Raw genomic sequence first — 15,396 nt, 5'->3', positions numbered from 1 at the left:
CCCGCCTTTCTCAGCCTACTTGCTCAACGATTTTTTGTGCGCCGTCTGCCATGGATTCAGCTGCAATGATATTCAAGCCTGATTGATTCAGGATTTCTTTACCTAAGTCTACATTCGTTCCTTCAAGACGAACCACAAGTGGTACTTGAAGACCGATCTGCTTAGCCGCTTCTACAACACCCGTTGCGATGACGTCACATTTCATGATTCCACCGAAGATGTTGACGAAAATACCTTTAACGTTTTCATCAGAAAGGATGATTTTGAATGCTTCTGTTACCTTTTCAGCTGTGGCACCGCCCCCAACATCCAGGAAGTTAGCGGGATCTCCGCCATAATGCTTCACGATGTCCATCGTGGCCATGGCAAGACCAGCGCCATTTACCATACACCCGATATTCCCATCAAGGGAAATATAGCTCAGGTCGTATTTGGAAGCTTCGATTTCTTTCGCATCTTCTTCTTCAAGATCGCGTAACTCAATGACATCCTTTTGGCGGTATAATGCATTTGAATCGAAGTTGAACTTCGCATCAAGTGCCATGACATCTCCGTCACCAGTCACTACTAACGGGTTGATTTCAACAATTGAAGCATCCTTTTGGATGTACACATTGTAAAGACCCATCATGAACTTAGCTGCTTTACCTACAAGTTTTTGAGGAATATTGATATTGAATGCAATACGTCTCGCTTGGAAACCTGTTAATCCAACAACTGGATCGATGTACTCTTTAAAGATTTTTTCAGGTGTTTGTTCTGCTACCTCTTCGATTTCCGTTCCACCTTCTTCAGATGCCATAAGGACAACCTGGGAAGTTGCACGGTCGAGTACAAGACCTACATAATACTCTTTTTTGATATCACAGCCTTCTTCGATAAGTAAGCGCTTTACTTCCTTACCTTCAGGACCCGTTTGGTGAGTAACTAAAGTTTTTCCGATTAATTCCTCTGCATATGTACGCACTTCGTCAAGGCTCTTGGCGATTTTGACTCCGCCTGCCTTGCCCCGTCCACCTGCGTGGATTTGCGCCTTTACAACATATACGCTAGAATCTAACGTTTTCGCCGCTTCTACTGCCTCTTCAGCTGTAAAAGCCACTTTACCATTTGGTACGGACACCCCGTAATTTCTGAGGATTTCTTTACCTTGATATTCATGGATATTCATTTTCCATCCTCCTATCAAACTCTTCAAAAAATAGACTGCGCTTTCATTGTATAAAATGACAGTATATATGTCTACCATTATGCTAAAAATATTATATTAATTTAAAAATTCTGAACATAATTAGATAGAATTCATTTACATCATGCCGTTTCTACTAGAAGGAACACACATAAATTATTATACTCAAAAAATATATTTCACCTAACCAATCTAGCTTCCTTTAACGTCACCGTGAGATCCTTTTGTTCATTCTCTCCTGGATATGTCCCTGTCCAAACGGTAGATAAAAGCAAATACTTCTGCTACGGCTCCGTATAATTCCTCAGGGATGGATTCACCGATATCCAGGTTGCCGAGGAGGGATAACAGGCTCTTATCCTCTTGAACAGGTACTCCATGCTCCATCGCTCTTGACAGGATGTTTTCAGCAATCATCCCTTTTCCTTTTGCCACGACTTTTGGCGCTGATGCTTCTTGCTGATTATAACTTAGAGCAATCGCTTCTTTTCTCTCGTGCCGCCTTTTCATATTTTTACATCAACTCCGGAAAATGTTCGATTGGACTCGTTCCTTAAGATCTTTTCTGAGAGGCTTTCGTGTTTATCGGGTTTCTTCACTTTCACGGCGGATAACTGATAGTCCAATTTCTCGAGCCCTTTTTTTAGATCGGGAATGAGTGGTTGTGACAAAGCTTCTATTGCTGGATGGTCATTCCAAACCGTCAGAGAAATGACACGGTGTTGTACTTGCATATCGATCAAGGTCTCATCCAATTCCTTCATGTTCAAATAAAATAACACCCTGCAATAGTCGCCATCGATGACTCCCTTTTCCTTCTCTTTTCCAGTCCATTGTAAGGTGATATCCGTATTTCGTCCGAACAGATACATTGGAAACTGCTGTACGATTGTAAGGAGAGGGGATGGATCCTGGGAATGAAGCACTTGATGGTTCATTCTCAGAACAATGTCATCGGCTAATTGTCGAATGTCCGATGACGGGTGATGCTGGCTTAATCCGATAAGATGCTCCTTCAGTGTCTGGCCCTGAATCTCATATCCTTTCTGAAACTGAGCTTCATAGTTGATTCCGAAGTCACCGATCATCCTTTTTAATACTTTGGCCAATTCATCTCCCCTGAGTTGTTCCGTCAGGTCCAATACCGTTTGGTGGTGAAGCATCTGGAAGATTTTTTCCTGATTCGATGAAGGGACACCTTTCCCAGTTATTTGTTCAAGCCTGCTAAAGTTCATTTCCACAAGCTTTTCCTTCCCTGCTAATCCGACCAGCTGTTTTGCCGCTGCTTCAGGTGTCTCGTCTTCTGTTCCCTCCAGGCGGGTTTTTGAGCCTGTAAGGATATTCATCCATTTATCCACAAGAGAGAAAGCTGATTTAGTACCGGCTCCACTCACACTTGAAGCCTGTTCACGGCCGCTTCGAAGCCCTTCAGTTGCCGCCAGCCCGCCCTTTCCATCTGAAGTCACTCTCTCAAGGATCATGCCCGTTAAACCTTCCTTCCATTGATTCATGACCGTTTCATTCTGAATGAATCCAAGGGACTTTAATAAATCAAATCGTCCCAAACGGTTTGCGTAGGTTTGTGAAGAATCCGCTAAACCCGTCAACGCTTTGATGACAAGATTTTCAGATATATTCCTCTTTAAGGGTTCCTGCAGTCTTCGAATCACTTGAAGAGTGCTTCCATCTCCTCCCACTTCATTTAGTTTCGAAGCAAGAGTATCCAGCATGGAAATAAAATCACCACTTTCTCCTGCTTTCATGGAAAGGAATATCCTGTCTGTAAATGGCAGGTTCCTCTTTGCCATTTCTACGATGATCTTTAAATTAAGAGCTGCATCCTCCCCTGTAACATGCTTCCCTGCAAACACCAGCATCTCTTTATGAATGGGTATCTTATCCTTTACAAGATCCGAAACCAAAGAAGTCATTTCTTTCTCATCGGTCGAAATGGATAAATGATGTAAGAGCTTAGAAGCAATTCCTTCACCATCTCCTTGGCGAGACGGGATCAATTGGAGGCTGATTCCTGCCTCTGTCTGCTTCACTTCCACCCATTGACGCTCTCCAGCTTTCAAAGGAGTTTCAAGCTTTGCCAAGAACCGCTGACCGTTTGCAGATACTTCTGCCAGATCATCACCCAACAACTTATGTACCTTTATATAGATAACCTTTCCACCCTGGACCGAAAATGGTTTTTCACCAGGAGAGGACAGTGTCTGATTCCTTGCAGTACCGTGAATGTGGGTCATCTCTCTCCCCCCCGTCCCATGTTATTCATCCTACACTTTATGCTGAAAACGCTTATCCTTTAGTCTGCAGATGCTCTTTTACCGGTGCGAAGCTTTTCCGGTGCAGAGGGGTCACTCCTAATTGCTCAAGTCCATTTAAGTGGTCTTTTGTTCCATAGCCTGCATTTTTCTCGAAAGCATAGCCGGGGTACTTTTCAGCATATTCCTTCATCATCCTGTCTCTCGTAACCTTTGCGATAATGGAAGCTGCAGCAATGGAAATGCTTTTTGAATCTCCTTTGATGATTGACTGACTCGGATATGGCGATTGAATTTTCATGGCATCGATCAATAAGTAATCCGGCTGAACAGGCAGATGGATGATCGCGTCATTCATCGCCTTTTTCGTCGCTTGATAAATATTGATGGAATCGATCTCCTCCGCCTGGACCATTCCAACTCCAATTGAAATCGCATGATGTTGGATATATTCATAATACTCTTCTCTTTTTCCTTCTGAAAGCTTCTTGCTGTCATTCAATCCTGCTAAGTAGAAGTCTTGGGGAAGGATGACGGCTGCCGTCACGACCGGCCCTGCAAGCGGCCCCCTTCCCACCTCGTCTATCCCGGCGATACGGGTGAATCCTTGATGACACAACTCACTTTCATATCGGGTGAGGTCCTGAAACTCCTTTTTCTCCTTAGCTTGCTTCTTTCGTTCCCTTTCAAGCTGAAGCAGAAGTTTCTGAACACCCTTTCTCTCATCCTGTTTCAATTCTACCAAAATCGGATCAGACTCTGTCAGTGTCCCGATCAATTGTTTAATTTCATTGATCGTTCTATGTACTTTCGTCACGTATGCTCCTCCTCGTATATATCGGATATCCCGCACAAAAATAAAGAGGCTGCGTCAAAGAGATCCATTCCCTTTATACAGCCTCTGCCGTTATTCACTATCTTTTTCAGCTTCACCAATAAAATCAAATGTCATAGGTCCTAACTGAACATTCCGTATATCCCTGACGATGATTTCAGAAGTCTTGTCATAATTGACTTCCCCACCGGTCATCAGACAGCCTCTCTTAGCCCCGATTTTATCAAAGCTATCCACTACCTCTTCAGATAACTCTTCGAGGCCGTAACGCTCCTCTAATCGCTCTGGATAATACTCTGCAAGAAAGCGCAGGCCATATACGGCAATATCCTGCAAATTCAGAATGGTATCTTTGATTGCTCCCGTTAATGCCAGTTTATAGCCTACCTTGGGATCTTCGAACTTCGGCCATAAAATGCCCGGGGTATCGAGCAGCTCAAGCTCTTTACCGACCTTGATCCACTGCTGTGCTTTCGTCACACCAGGTGTATTTCCTGTTTTGGCGATATTCTTCTTCGCCAGCCTGTTGATCAAGGTCGATTTACCAACGTTCGGAATCCCCACAATCATCGCCCTGATGGCCCGTGGTCTCATTCCCCTCGACTTCATGCGATCGAATTTATCTTTGAGGATTTCTTTAGCCGCCTGCACGATGACTTGAAGACCTTTGCCGGCCTGTGCATTTACCGCAAGTGCAGTGATTCCCTGCTCTTTGAAGTAGGCAATCCACTGATTGGTCCTGTTTGTGTCTGCCATGTCTGCTTTATTTAATAAAACGAGTCGCGGCTTTTGGCCGATGATTTCTTCAATCATCGGATTTCTGGATGATAACGGGATTCTTGCATCTACTAATTCAATCACTATGTCTACAAGTTTTAATTTCTCAGTCACTTGTCTACGAGCTTTAGCCATATGCCCTGGAAACCATTGTATCGTCATATGACCACCTCCAAACACTTTTTCTATTATTTCACTAAACCGAAATCTTTAACAGGCCAATAGATCACTTTCGTGTCCCCGATTACTTCATCGGTCGAGACCGTTCCGATATGACGGCTATCTTTACTGAATCGCCGGTTATCCCCCATAACAAAAATTTCCCCTTCCGGTACTGTTTCTTCACCGGTTATATCCTTTAATGAAAAATCTTCGGTTAGGACACCGCCGTTCAATTGATCTTTGTATTCTTTGAGATATGGTTCAGTATAAGCTTTTCCATTAATATATAATATATCATTTTTATACTCTACCTTATCCCCCGGCAGGCCGATGACCCGTTTGATATAATCCTTTTGCTCGGGAGCATGGAAAACGACGATATCGAAGCGCTCAGGCTCTCCCAGTTTACTTACAATCATTCGGTCACCATTATGTAAAGTAGGCATCATTGATAATCCGTCAACTACGATGGGGGCAAATAAAAAGAATCTGATGATAGCTGCTAACCCGACTGCAATTAACAGGGCCTTCATCCATTCCCACCACTCGTTTTTTTCTTTAACCACATCTCCACCACCCATGATTTTTTCTATCTTTTTCTATTCTACTAGAAATTCTTCTAATTCTCATTAAAAATTGGTGGTTTCCCGAAAATAGTCGATATCCTCTTTCTACTCCCTTAAACGAAAGGTTTTAGAAAAAGGAAAAGGAGCTTGTCTCCAAGCTCCTTTTCTTACGTTCTTATCGAATTTCTTTAATACGAGCCGCTTTACCACGCAGATTACGCAGGTAATAAAGTTTCGCACGACGGACTTTACCGCGACGAATAACTTCTAATTTAGCGATTTTAGGTGTGTGTACTGGGAAAGTACGCTCAACACCTACACCGTAAGAAATTTTACGAACAGTAAATGTTTCGCTGATACCGCCACCACGGCGTTTGATTACTACTCCTTCGTAAACCTGAATACGTTCACGAGTACCCTCAACGATGTTAACGTGTACACGTACTGTATCACCAGGACGGAAAGATGGTAGATCAGAGCGAAGTTGTTCTTTCGTAATATCTTCGATTAATTTGTGCATCTTTTTCAACTCCTTCCAACAGATGCTCTTACAAAAGCGATTGATTGCAGCGGAACATCGGGATCCATGATTTCAGGAGATAACTCCTGGAAACCACAAAGAATATAATACCATACAGGCCTTCAGGATGCAAGAGCCTATTTAGAGTTTCTCCATTCCTCTATCCAAGCCTTTTGTCGATCTGTGAGAGGATAACTCTCTAATAGATCCGGCCTTCTTTCATAGGTCCTTTTCAGGCTCTCTTTCTCTCTCCATTCATCGATCAGACGATGGTTTCCTGAAATCAACTCAACGGGTACCTTCATCCCTCTGAAATCCGATGGACGGGTGTAATGCGGATGCTCCAAGAGACCTGAAGAGAACGAATCAAGTATAGGGGAATCCTCATTCCCCAGTACCCCGGGAAGCAGGCGGACAACACTATCTATGACCACCATCGCCCCGAGTTCCCCGCCAGTCAACACATAGTCACCAATGGAGATTTCGTCGGTTACCACGTGCTCTCTTATTCGTTCATCATAGCCTTCATAATGACCGCAAATAAATACGAGATGATCTTCTTTCGAAAGCTCCTCAGCCTTTTGCTGGGTATATCGTTCTCCCTGCGGGCACATAAGGATGACCCGCGGGGTAGATTCTTCTTCTTTTCTCAACGCCTCGACTGCATCAAATATAGGCTGAGGCTTCAAAACCATCCCGGCCCCCCCGCCGTAAGGGTAATCATCCACCTGATTATGTTTGTTATCAGCGTATTCACGAAAGTTGATCACATTATACGTAACGGCTCTTTTCTCATTGGCCTTTTTTAAGATGGAATCACCGAAGATCCCTTCGAACATACCAGGGAATAAAGAGAGGACGTCAATTCTCATCATGATAGCAGGCCTTCCATCGGCTCAATGGTAATAAGCTGACACTCAATATCGACCGTTTTCACGATATCCACTATATAAGGGATGAGGTACTCTTTCCCTCGCTCACCCTTCACTACCCATACATCGTTCGCCCCCGGGCTCAAAATCTCTTTGACGGTACCCAGCTCTTCTCCTGCTGTTGTCACTACCTTACAGCCGACGATTTCATGGAGATAGTATTCCCCTTCGTCCAGTTCCTGTAATTGGTCTTCCTGCACCTTCAGGATGCCTTCTTTAAACTTCTCGACCTCATTGATATTTTCATACCCTTCAAACGTAAGCAAATCAAAACTCTTATGATTTCTATGAGATTTGATCACGAGACCGAGGGATTCCTGGCCATTCCTGAACAAATAGAGAGTGTTCCCTTTCTGATAACGCTCTTCGGGGAAATCTGTCGTCGATACGACCTTCACTTCCCCTTTAACTCCATGAGTGTTGACAATCTTACCTACATTAAACCACTTTTCCATCGCATTCACCTCTTGCATTAACGTATTTCTTTCACTATACCGTCTTCTATTACAATCGTCTTTGAAAGGGTTTCTTCCTCCCAATTGTCACCAACTTGAATGTCCATCATACCTTGGACTTCTTTTTCTTTCAGCTCGCTGCCAATCGGGAGGATATTCAGCTGTTCCATTTGAAATTCCAACAGCTTGATTTTTTCTGCCCGTTCATTCAATTCTCTTTCAAAATGCTGATTTAATTTATGAGTGGGATATTTCTTGCCACGTTCAATCTTTTTCATTTCGAACTGAAGCTGATCACTTTCCTTTTTCAAATGAAACGTTTGATTTTCATAGCGTTTCATTAACAGGTCCTTACTCTTTTCTGTGAGGACTTGTTTAATTGTTATCGTATGTATCACGTTCAACGTCTTTCCTCCTCCTTCTATTCACCCCTCACTGAAGTAATGACCTTAAGGGTGTTCTTAGGGGAGAAACGGTTTTATGAGGGCTTAAAACCCATCTGACGATAGTATACCATTACATGGCGATCAACCCTATGAAAAAGGGGACTGACGTCTTAAGGCTAAGTAGTAACCTTTGTGGGTCAGTCCCCTGATTCTTAGAGCTTGTAGTAATGAGCTTTAGTAAGCTTCCTTACTCCACTATCTCTAAAAAGATTTTCTTCTGTTGTGAAGATCCTGCTGCAGCGTATACCACAGTTCGAATCGATTTAGCTACTCGCCCCTGTTTCCCAATGACCTTACCCATATCCTCGGGATGAACGGATAACTTATAAGTTAAACCGTTCGTCCCTTCATCTAAATCGACGCGGACAGAGTCCGGATGGTCAACCAGGGGTTTCACAATCGTTAGAATAAGATCTTTCATCGATCTAATCGATTACTTGCTGTTCTTAGCATTGTGGAATTTTTCCATAATGCCTTGGTTTGAGAATAGGTTACGAACTGTGTCAGATGGCTTAGCACCATTTGATAACCATTTAAGAGCTAATTCTTCATCGATTTTCACTTCAGCTGGTTTAGCAACCGGGTTGTAAGTTCCAACTGTTTCGATTTGACGTCCATCACGTGGTGAACGAGAATCTGCAACTACGATACGATAGAAAGGGGATTTTTTTGCTCCCATACGTTTTAATCTGATTTTTACTGCCATAATTAAAGCACCTCCGAATAGTTTCACACAAGTTAGTATAATATCAAATGTGTATTTTGTTTGTAAAGTGTTTTTTCTTAACAGTTCAATTTTTCTTATGAAAAGTTGAACGAATTGCTTACATAAATGGGAATTTCATCCCTTTTTTCTTACCTTTTCCTTGCATCCCACTCATCTGTTTCATCATTTTCTTCATGTCCTCGAATTGTTTCAGAAGTCGGTTCACCTCTTGAATGGATGTCCCGCTCCCTTTTGCAATCCGTTTACGACGGGAAGCATTGATCGTTTCAGGGTGGGTTTTTTCATCGCTGGTCATGGATTGGATGATGGCCTCTACGTGACTGATCTGCTTGTCATCGACTTGAATCTTATCCAGACCCTTCATCTTGTTTGCTCCAGGCATCATTTTGAGAAGTTCGTCCAGAGGACCCATCTGCCTCACTTGACCTAGTTGATCAAGGAAATCATCAAATGTGAAAGACATCGTGCGCATTTTTTGTTCAAGTTCTTTGGCCTTCTCTTCATCCACATTCGCCTGAGCCTTTTCAATGAGGGACAAGACATCCCCCATACCGAGGATCCGTGATGCCATACGCTCAGGATGGAAGGCTTCCAAGGCATCCATCTTCTCACCCATACCTACAAATTTAATAGGCTTTTCAGTGACGGAACGGATGGATAACGCTGCTCCGCCTCTGGTGTCACCATCAAGTTTGGTCAGGACAACACCGGATATACCAAGAGCTTCATTGAAGCTTTGGGCAACGTTAACTGCATCTTGACCAGTCATGGCATCTACCACGAGGAAAATCTCGTCCGGATTGGAGAGTTCTTTAATTTCTTTCAGCTCTCCCATCAGGTTTTCATCAATGTGAAGTCGACCTGCTGTATCAATCAGAACATAATCGTGATGTTCTTCTTTTGCCTTTTCGATGGCTTTTTTCGCAATTTCAACCGGGCTTACCTGATCCCCAAGTGAAAACACGGGAAGGCTTAATTGCTTTCCGATGGTTTCCAACTGTTTGATGGCAGCGGGACGGTAAATATCAGCAGCCACCAACAGCGGTTTGCGGTTATGTTTCTTCCGAAGCAGGTTCGCAAGCTTACCAGTGGTCGTCGTTTTACCTGCACCTTGTAAACCAACCATCATAATGACAGTGGGTGGACGTTTAGCGACGGCAATCTGACTTTGTTCGCCACCCATCAAGTTTGTAAGCTCTTCCTGAACAACTTTAATGACCTGTTGACCAGGTGTAAGGCTCTTCATGACTTCTTGTCCGACAGCCCGTTCACTTACTTTCTTGACGAATTGCTTCACCACTTTAAAATTAACGTCTGCTTCTAAAAGAGCAAGACGAACTTCACGCATCATTTCTTTGACATCCGCTTCTGAGATCTTTCCTTTTCCACGGATTTTTTGTATTGTACCTTGCAGTCGGTCGGCTAATCCTTCAAATGCCATTCATGCCGCCTCCTAATCCAATATTTCAAGATCATCAATGAGTTTTAAACAATGAGAAGAATCGATTGATGGCTCTTCTATTTTTTGTCTGAGTTGATCAAGAATCTCGTTGCGTTCTTGAAATTTTTTAAATAATAAAAGCTTTTCTTCGTACTCCTCGATCATGGCCTCTGTCCTCTTAATGTTATCGTACACTGCTTGCCGGCTAACATTATATTCCTCAGCAATTTCACCTAAAGAGAAATCATCCAGGTAATAGAGGGACATATAGCTTCTTTGTTTAGGAGTTAACAAAGATTGATAAAAATCGTAGAGATAATTCATTCTGGTCGTTTTCTCCAGCACGGATATCCCTCCTTGTTAAGTGAAAAACCTTTACATATGAAGAATACAGTGTTTACGGGCGCTTGTCAAGGATACTGACGGATTTTTCATAGAGAAAAGTAGAGCAGCCTGCTGGACTATATCGTAAAGTCTCTAAAGCAGGCTGCCCTATGGATTATGATTTATTCTTCTTCATCGACGAGGGTTGAAAACAAGCCGTAAACATACTTTTCAGCATCGAACGGTTGAAGGTCATCCATTTTTTCTCCCAGACCCACATATTTCACCGGAATTTCGAGCTCGTTCCGGATCGCAAGCACGATCCCGCCTTTAGCAGTCCCGTCAAGCTTCGTCAGGACGATACCTGAGACGTTTGTTGCTTCTTTAAAGGTTTTTGCCTGTACCATGGCATTTTGCCCTGTGGTTGCGTCAAGAACGAGTAATACTTCGTGAGGGGCTCCTGGAATTTCTCTTTCAATCACCCGTTTCACCTTTTCAAGCTCTTTCATTAAATTCACTTTGTTTTGCAATCTTCCTGCCGTATCACAAATGAGTATGTCCGCCTTTTTCGCTTTGGCAGATTGGACGGCATCGAACATCACAGCCGCAGGATCGCTTCCCGCCGCCTGCTTAATGACAGGGACCCCAACGCGTTCACCCCATACTTCAAGCTGTTCGATGGCACCTGCGCGAAATGTGTCGCCTGCTGCAAGAACAACATTTTTGCCCTGTTCCTTGAACATATGAGCCATTTTTCCGATGGTCGTCGTCTTCCCTACTCCATTCACACCGACAAATAGTAAAACCGTCAGTTGGTCTTCTTGAATATTCAGGCTGTTGTCCTCATCGCGATCACCCTGGTAGATCTCAACAAGCTTCTCTGAAATGACGGATTGGACGTCTTCCGTATCTTGAATATTCTTTCGTTGCACTTCAAGTTTAAGTTCATCAATGAGCTCCATGACGGTATCAAAGCCGACATCCGCTCCGATCAGAATTTCCTCAAGCTCTTCAAAGAATTCTTCATCGACTTTGCGGTATCTGGCCACCAGATCATTCACCTTTGACGTGAAGTTATTTCTTGTTTTACTTAACCCATCTTTAAATTTCTCTGTGACATTATCACTGGACTGTGTAAATTTATTTTTAAGCTTCTTAAAAAAACTCACTTTTCCACACCCTTATTTAAGTTTCAAGTAGTTCCTTTGTTTCCTGCAGTCTGACTGATACCAGTTTAGACACTCCGGATTCCTGCATCGTTACCCCATACAATACATGGGCTTCTTCCATGGTACCTTTACGATGAGTGATGACAATGAATTGTGTTTCATCACTGAATTTCTTTAAATATTGACTGAATCTCTGCACATTCGCTTCGTCCAGGGCCGCTTCCACTTCATCCAGTATACAGAACGGGACAGGGCGGATCTTCAGGATGGAAAACAGCAGGGCAATGGCCGTCAGAGCCCGTTCCCCACCTGACATAAGCCCCAGGTTCTGTAGCTTCTTTCCGGGAGGCTGGGCTACTATATCCACACCGGTGTGAAGCAGATCAGATGGATCGGTCAGCTTCAGCTCTGCTCTTCCACCGCCAAACAAGGCTTTGAATACACCTTCAAATTCCTCTTGTATGCTCGAGAAGGTTTGATCAAAACGTTTAATCATTTCGGTGTCCATTTCGTTAATGACCAAGTAAAGAGTGTCCTTCGCTTCCGTCAGGTCATTCTTCTGATCAACTAAAAATTCGTATCTTTCCTTCACTCGTTCATATTCATCTATTGCACCCAGATTGACGGTCCCGAGCTCTTCCAATGCTAATTTCACAAGTTTCACTTTTTTCCTTGCTTCTTCCACCTCAATTGAAAGGGGGTAGTCCTGCTTTGCCGCTTCAAACGAAAGCATATACTCATCCCGCAAATGATCAAGACGGTTTTCGAGTTCTACATCAAGACGATTGATTTTCACTTCCTCATCCCGAAGAGCACCGACCAATCCTTTATGCAGACGCTTTAATTCTTTCAGCTCTATTTCCTCGTCATCGACAGTATGTTGAAGGTTGGAGCGCTCGTCCCTGCGGACAGCGATCAACTTGGACGTTTCTTCCTTTTGCACGGCACACTCTTCTGCTTTGATTCCAAGCTGCTCTTCACCTGAGAAGTTATCCTTCATTTCTGTCTGCAACCATTCCAGATCATCCTGGAGACTTATCTTTCGCCTGTTTGTCTCAGACATTGTATCCTGCACCCGGTTCAGTTGCTGTCGGCTGTTTACCAGCTGTTCATTCCGCGCAGCGAGATTCGCTTTAATGTCACTGATTTCATTCAACAAAGCGTCTTTGGACGTTCTTTCACTATTTTTCTGAAGAGTCAGCTCATTAATCTTTTGATCAAGCTTTGTAACCTCTTCCCCTATCTCCTTGAGTGAAGCTTCCAGTTCTTTCGTTCTGTAATCATGCTTTTCTTTGATTGACGTAAAATCTTTTTTCTCCAGGTCATAAAGGGACAGCCTTTCATCCAGATTTTGCTGGGAAATTTCAATTTCACGAAGCTGGGAGAGCAGTTCCTGTTCCTTGAGACGCAGGCTCTCCCCCTTCACTCTCATTTCTTCCAGTTTCTTCTCACGAAAATTGCTTTCTTCTTTAAGTGCTTTCACTTGGGATTGAAGCTGTTCTGTTTGAGTTTCCATACTGGAAAGCTTTTCTTTCATCTCTTCCAGTTCCCCTTTTCTTGAAAGAAGGGAATTTTTCTTCTGTTTCACAGTACCTCCGGACATGGATCCCCCGGGATTGACAACATCCCCATCCAGCGTAACCAGGCGATAACGATATTGAACAAGCTTCGCAATTTCATTCGCACCCTTTAGATCCTTTGTGATGATGACATTTCCCACAAGGCTTGAAATCACCATTTGAAAGCGATCATCATAATGCAACAGATCAGATCCCACTCCTACAAAGGAAGGATGCCCTTTCAGCATGTTCTTTTGGCTTTCGGGTATGGTTTTCCCTTTGATTACGTTCATCGGCAGGAACGTGGCTCGGCCATATTGATGTCTCTTCAAAAAGGCAATGGCTTTACGGCCATCTTCTTCTGTATCGACTACAATATGCTGCATCGATGCCGCCAGAGCCGTTTCCATAGCTGTTTCATATGATTTAGGAACCGTAATTAGCTCCGCTACCGCCCCTTGAATACCTGTTAATTGACCCGAACGCTCTTTCAGGACTTCTTTTACCCCCTGGAAGAAACCTGAATAGTCTTCTTCCATTTCTTCGAGCATTTCTTTCCGGGACTTCGCTTGTTGCAGGAATTGAAATGCTTGATAAAGTGTTTTCTCCTGTTTTTCATATTTGGCTTTCACGGATTCAAGCTTCTTTTGCTCCTCACGATACAAGAAGATGTGCTCATCAATCTGTTCTTTTTGTGTTTGAAGTTCTTTCGATCGTTCCTTGTGGCGCAAATGTAGTTCTTCACGTTGAGAGACATATTTTTCATTTTCCGCTTCTAATCGGCCGCTGCGACTGGATTGCTGGTCCAACTGCTGTTTGAGATATTGAATTTCATTTTTTGCAGAAGCCTGTTGATTGAGTTTTTCAATGTAATCACTTTTAAATGATTCAATGACTTCTTCAATATTTTCGTTATAGTGCTTGAATTGATTCTGTTTCGTGACAAGGAGTTCTTTTAACCCGGACACCTCAGTATCGATCCTCTTGAAGTCGCGTTTTGCTTTTTCTTTTTCAGAAACTAAACGTTGAATTTGATTTTCAGCTTCTTCAATCGATTGCTTCAACTGTGATTCATTGGTGGACGAATTTTTCTTACGCTCTACCAGTACTTGTTTTCTACCCTCAAGTTTCTCTAATTCTTCACTTGTGGAAAGGAGCACTTCTTGTAAGTTTGAAATCGACTCATCGAGAGCCGCAATTTTATCCCTTGTTTGTGTCAGTACGGCTTCTTTCTTCTGAATGCGGGAGGAAAGGAACACTTCTTCTTGTCCATGCTGTTCGAATTCTCCACTCAGCTTTTCCCACTGCTTATGTAAGTCTTCTATATCATAGACAGTCAAGGCGACTTCGAATTTCTCGAGCTCCTCTTTCTTCTCCAGATAATCACGGGCCATGGAAGCCTGCAGCTTCAGGGGTTCGACTTGTCCTTCCAATTCATGAAGGATGTCATTCACACGATTAAGATTTTCTTGTGTTTCAAATAACTTATTTTCAGCTTTTTTCTTCCGTGATTTATACTTCAGTACCCCGGCAGCCTCTTCGAAGATGGTTCTTCTTTCTTCCGGCTTACTGTTCAGGATTTCTTCCACTTTGCCCTGACTGATAATCGAGAAAGCTTCTTTTCCTAACCCTGAATCCATGAACAGTTCGATGATATCCTTTAACCTGCATGGCTGTTTATTCAGTAAATATTCACTATCTCCAAAACGGTAGACTCTTCTTGTGACACTGACCTCACTATAATCGATGGGCAGTGTTCCGTCTTCGTTATCTAAAACAAGGGTCACTTCTGCTATATTGAGAGCTTTCCTTGAATCACTTCCGGCAAAAATGACGTCTTCCATTTTCGATCCGCGCAGGCTTTTTGCTGATTGTTCACCAAGGACCCACCTGATTGCGTCTATAATATTGCTTTTCCCGCTGCCGTTTGGTCCTACGACAGCCGTGACACCCGGGACAAACTCCACGGATATTCTTTCTGCAAAAGATTTAAACCCCATTACTTCTAGTTGTTTGAGGAACAT

16 protein-coding genes are annotated in these 15,396 nt (G+C 43.2%); all 16 read right to left on the bottom strand.

Going from position 1 to position 15,396, the window contains the following annotated elements; translation table 11 throughout:
- Positions 1 to 10: 10 nt before the first annotated feature.
- Positions 11 to 1,171, bottom strand: coding sequence for an ADP-forming succinate--CoA ligase subunit beta (gene sucC, locus AC0VXY_RS09235; RefSeq protein WP_060669764.1), 1,161 nt, complete (start codon positions 1,169 to 1,171; stop codon positions 11 to 13).
- Positions 1,172 to 1,417: 246 nt separating this feature from the next.
- Positions 1,418 to 1,699 (bottom strand): EscU/YscU/HrcU family type III secretion system export apparatus switch protein, encoded by a 282-nt coding sequence (locus AC0VXY_RS09230; protein ID WP_435991368.1) that lies wholly within the window; start codon positions 1,697 to 1,699, stop codon positions 1,418 to 1,420.
- Complete coding sequence (locus tag AC0VXY_RS09225) at positions 1,696 to 3,441, bottom strand: hypothetical protein (RefSeq protein ID WP_475527586.1); 1,746 nt, start codon at positions 3,439 to 3,441, stop codon at positions 1,696 to 1,698. Before AC0VXY_RS09225 ends, AC0VXY_RS09230 begins: the two co-directional genes overlap by 4 nt.
- 52 nt (positions 3,442 to 3,493) lie before the next feature.
- Positions 3,494 to 4,276 carry a ribonuclease HII gene (locus AC0VXY_RS09220; protein WP_475527585.1) on the bottom strand — a complete coding sequence of 261 codons (783 nt, stop codon included), beginning with the start codon at positions 4,274 to 4,276 and terminating at the stop codon, positions 3,494 to 3,496.
- A 90-nt stretch (positions 4,277 to 4,366) separates the two neighbouring features.
- Positions 4,367 to 5,233, bottom strand: coding sequence for a ribosome biogenesis GTPase YlqF (ylqF, locus tag AC0VXY_RS09215; RefSeq protein WP_435991374.1), 867 nt, complete (start codon positions 5,231 to 5,233; stop codon positions 4,367 to 4,369).
- A 26-nt stretch (positions 5,234 to 5,259) separates the two neighbouring features.
- Complete coding sequence (gene lepB / locus AC0VXY_RS09210; RefSeq protein WP_435991376.1) at positions 5,260 to 5,799, bottom strand: signal peptidase I; 540 nt, start codon at positions 5,797 to 5,799, stop codon at positions 5,260 to 5,262.
- Between the two features lie 175 nt (positions 5,800 to 5,974).
- Entirely contained in the window at positions 5,975 to 6,319 is a 345-nt protein-coding gene (gene rplS, locus AC0VXY_RS09205; RefSeq protein ID WP_032088854.1) for a 50S ribosomal protein L19, read from the bottom strand.
- A gap of 137 nt (positions 6,320 to 6,456) precedes the next feature.
- Entirely contained in the window at positions 6,457 to 7,191 is a 735-nt protein-coding gene (gene trmD, locus AC0VXY_RS09200) for a tRNA (guanosine(37)-N1)-methyltransferase TrmD (RefSeq protein WP_435994546.1), read from the bottom strand.
- Positions 7,191 to 7,706, bottom strand: a complete 516-nt coding sequence (rimM, locus tag AC0VXY_RS09195; protein ID WP_475527584.1) for a ribosome maturation factor RimM — start codon at positions 7,704 to 7,706, stop codon at positions 7,191 to 7,193. Before rimM ends, trmD begins: the two co-directional genes overlap by 1 nt.
- Before the next feature lie 17 nt (positions 7,707 to 7,723).
- Complete coding sequence (locus tag AC0VXY_RS09190) at positions 7,724 to 8,110, bottom strand: YlqD family protein (RefSeq protein ID WP_258263238.1); 387 nt, start codon at positions 8,108 to 8,110, stop codon at positions 7,724 to 7,726.
- Positions 8,111 to 8,339: 229 nt separating this feature from the next.
- On the bottom strand, positions 8,340 to 8,573 hold the full coding sequence (locus AC0VXY_RS09185) for a KH domain-containing protein (RefSeq protein ID WP_034755686.1): 234 nt from the start codon (positions 8,571 to 8,573) through the stop codon (positions 8,340 to 8,342).
- A gap of 12 nt (positions 8,574 to 8,585) precedes the next feature.
- Positions 8,586 to 8,858, bottom strand: a complete 273-nt coding sequence (gene rpsP, locus AC0VXY_RS09180) for a 30S ribosomal protein S16 (protein WP_034755689.1) — start codon at positions 8,856 to 8,858, stop codon at positions 8,586 to 8,588.
- Positions 8,859 to 8,976: 118 nt separating this feature from the next.
- Complete coding sequence (gene ffh, locus AC0VXY_RS09175) at positions 8,977 to 10,320, bottom strand: signal recognition particle protein (RefSeq protein ID WP_435991382.1); 1,344 nt, start codon at positions 10,318 to 10,320, stop codon at positions 8,977 to 8,979.
- Between the two features lie 12 nt (positions 10,321 to 10,332).
- Complete coding sequence (locus AC0VXY_RS09170; RefSeq protein WP_371928757.1) at positions 10,333 to 10,644, bottom strand: putative DNA-binding protein; 312 nt, start codon at positions 10,642 to 10,644, stop codon at positions 10,333 to 10,335.
- Between the two features lie 182 nt (positions 10,645 to 10,826).
- Entirely contained in the window at positions 10,827 to 11,813 is a 987-nt protein-coding gene (gene ftsY / locus AC0VXY_RS09165) for a signal recognition particle-docking protein FtsY (protein ID WP_435991384.1), read from the bottom strand.
- A gap of 16 nt (positions 11,814 to 11,829) precedes the next feature.
- Positions 11,830 to 15,396 (bottom strand): chromosome segregation protein SMC, encoded by a 3,567-nt coding sequence (gene smc / locus AC0VXY_RS09160; protein WP_475527583.1) that lies wholly within the window; start codon positions 15,394 to 15,396, stop codon positions 11,830 to 11,832.

This window comes from Rossellomorea sp. QJM3NY_18, from assembly GCF_056173145.1.
Note: the sequence above shows the minus strand (reverse complement) of the source record. Positions and strands in the feature narration are given on the sequence as shown.

Excerpts from the sequence above, each read along its gene's own strand:
- smc (WP_475527583.1), bottom strand. The coding sequence starts at position 15,396 with ATGTTCCTCAAACAACTAGAAGTAATGGGGTTTAAATCTTTTGCAGAA.
- ffh (WP_435991382.1), bottom strand. The coding sequence starts at position 10,320 with ATGGCATTTGAAGGATTAGCCGACCGACTGCAAGGTACAATACAAAAA.
- AC0VXY_RS09230 (WP_435991368.1), bottom strand. The coding sequence starts at position 1,699 with ATGAAAAGGCGGCACGAGAGAAAAGAAGCGATTGCTCTAAGTTATAAT.
- AC0VXY_RS09170 (WP_371928757.1), bottom strand. The coding sequence starts at position 10,644 with ATGAATTATCTCTACGATTTTTATCAATCTTTGTTAACTCCTAAACAA.
- ylqF (WP_435991374.1), bottom strand. The coding sequence starts at position 5,233 with ATGACGATACAATGGTTTCCAGGGCATATGGCTAAAGCTCGTAGACAA.
- rpsP (WP_034755689.1), bottom strand. The coding sequence starts at position 8,858 with ATGGCAGTAAAAATCAGATTAAAACGTATGGGAGCAAAAAAATCCCCT.
- AC0VXY_RS09225 (WP_475527586.1), bottom strand. The coding sequence starts at position 3,441 with ATGACCCACATTCACGGTACTGCAAGGAATCAGACACTGTCCTCTCCT.
- trmD (WP_435994546.1), bottom strand. The coding sequence starts at position 7,191 with ATGAGAATTGACGTCCTCTCTTTATTCCCTGGTATGTTCGAAGGGATC.
- sucC (WP_060669764.1), bottom strand. The coding sequence starts at position 1,171 with ATGAATATCCATGAATATCAAGGTAAAGAAATCCTCAGAAATTACGGG.
- AC0VXY_RS09185 (WP_034755686.1), bottom strand. The coding sequence starts at position 8,573 with ATGAAAGATCTTATTCTAACGATTGTGAAACCCCTGGTTGACCATCCG.
- rplS (WP_032088854.1), bottom strand. The coding sequence starts at position 6,319 with ATGCACAAATTAATCGAAGATATTACGAAAGAACAACTTCGCTCTGAT.
- rimM (WP_475527584.1), bottom strand. The coding sequence starts at position 7,706 with ATGGAAAAGTGGTTTAATGTAGGTAAGATTGTCAACACTCATGGAGTT.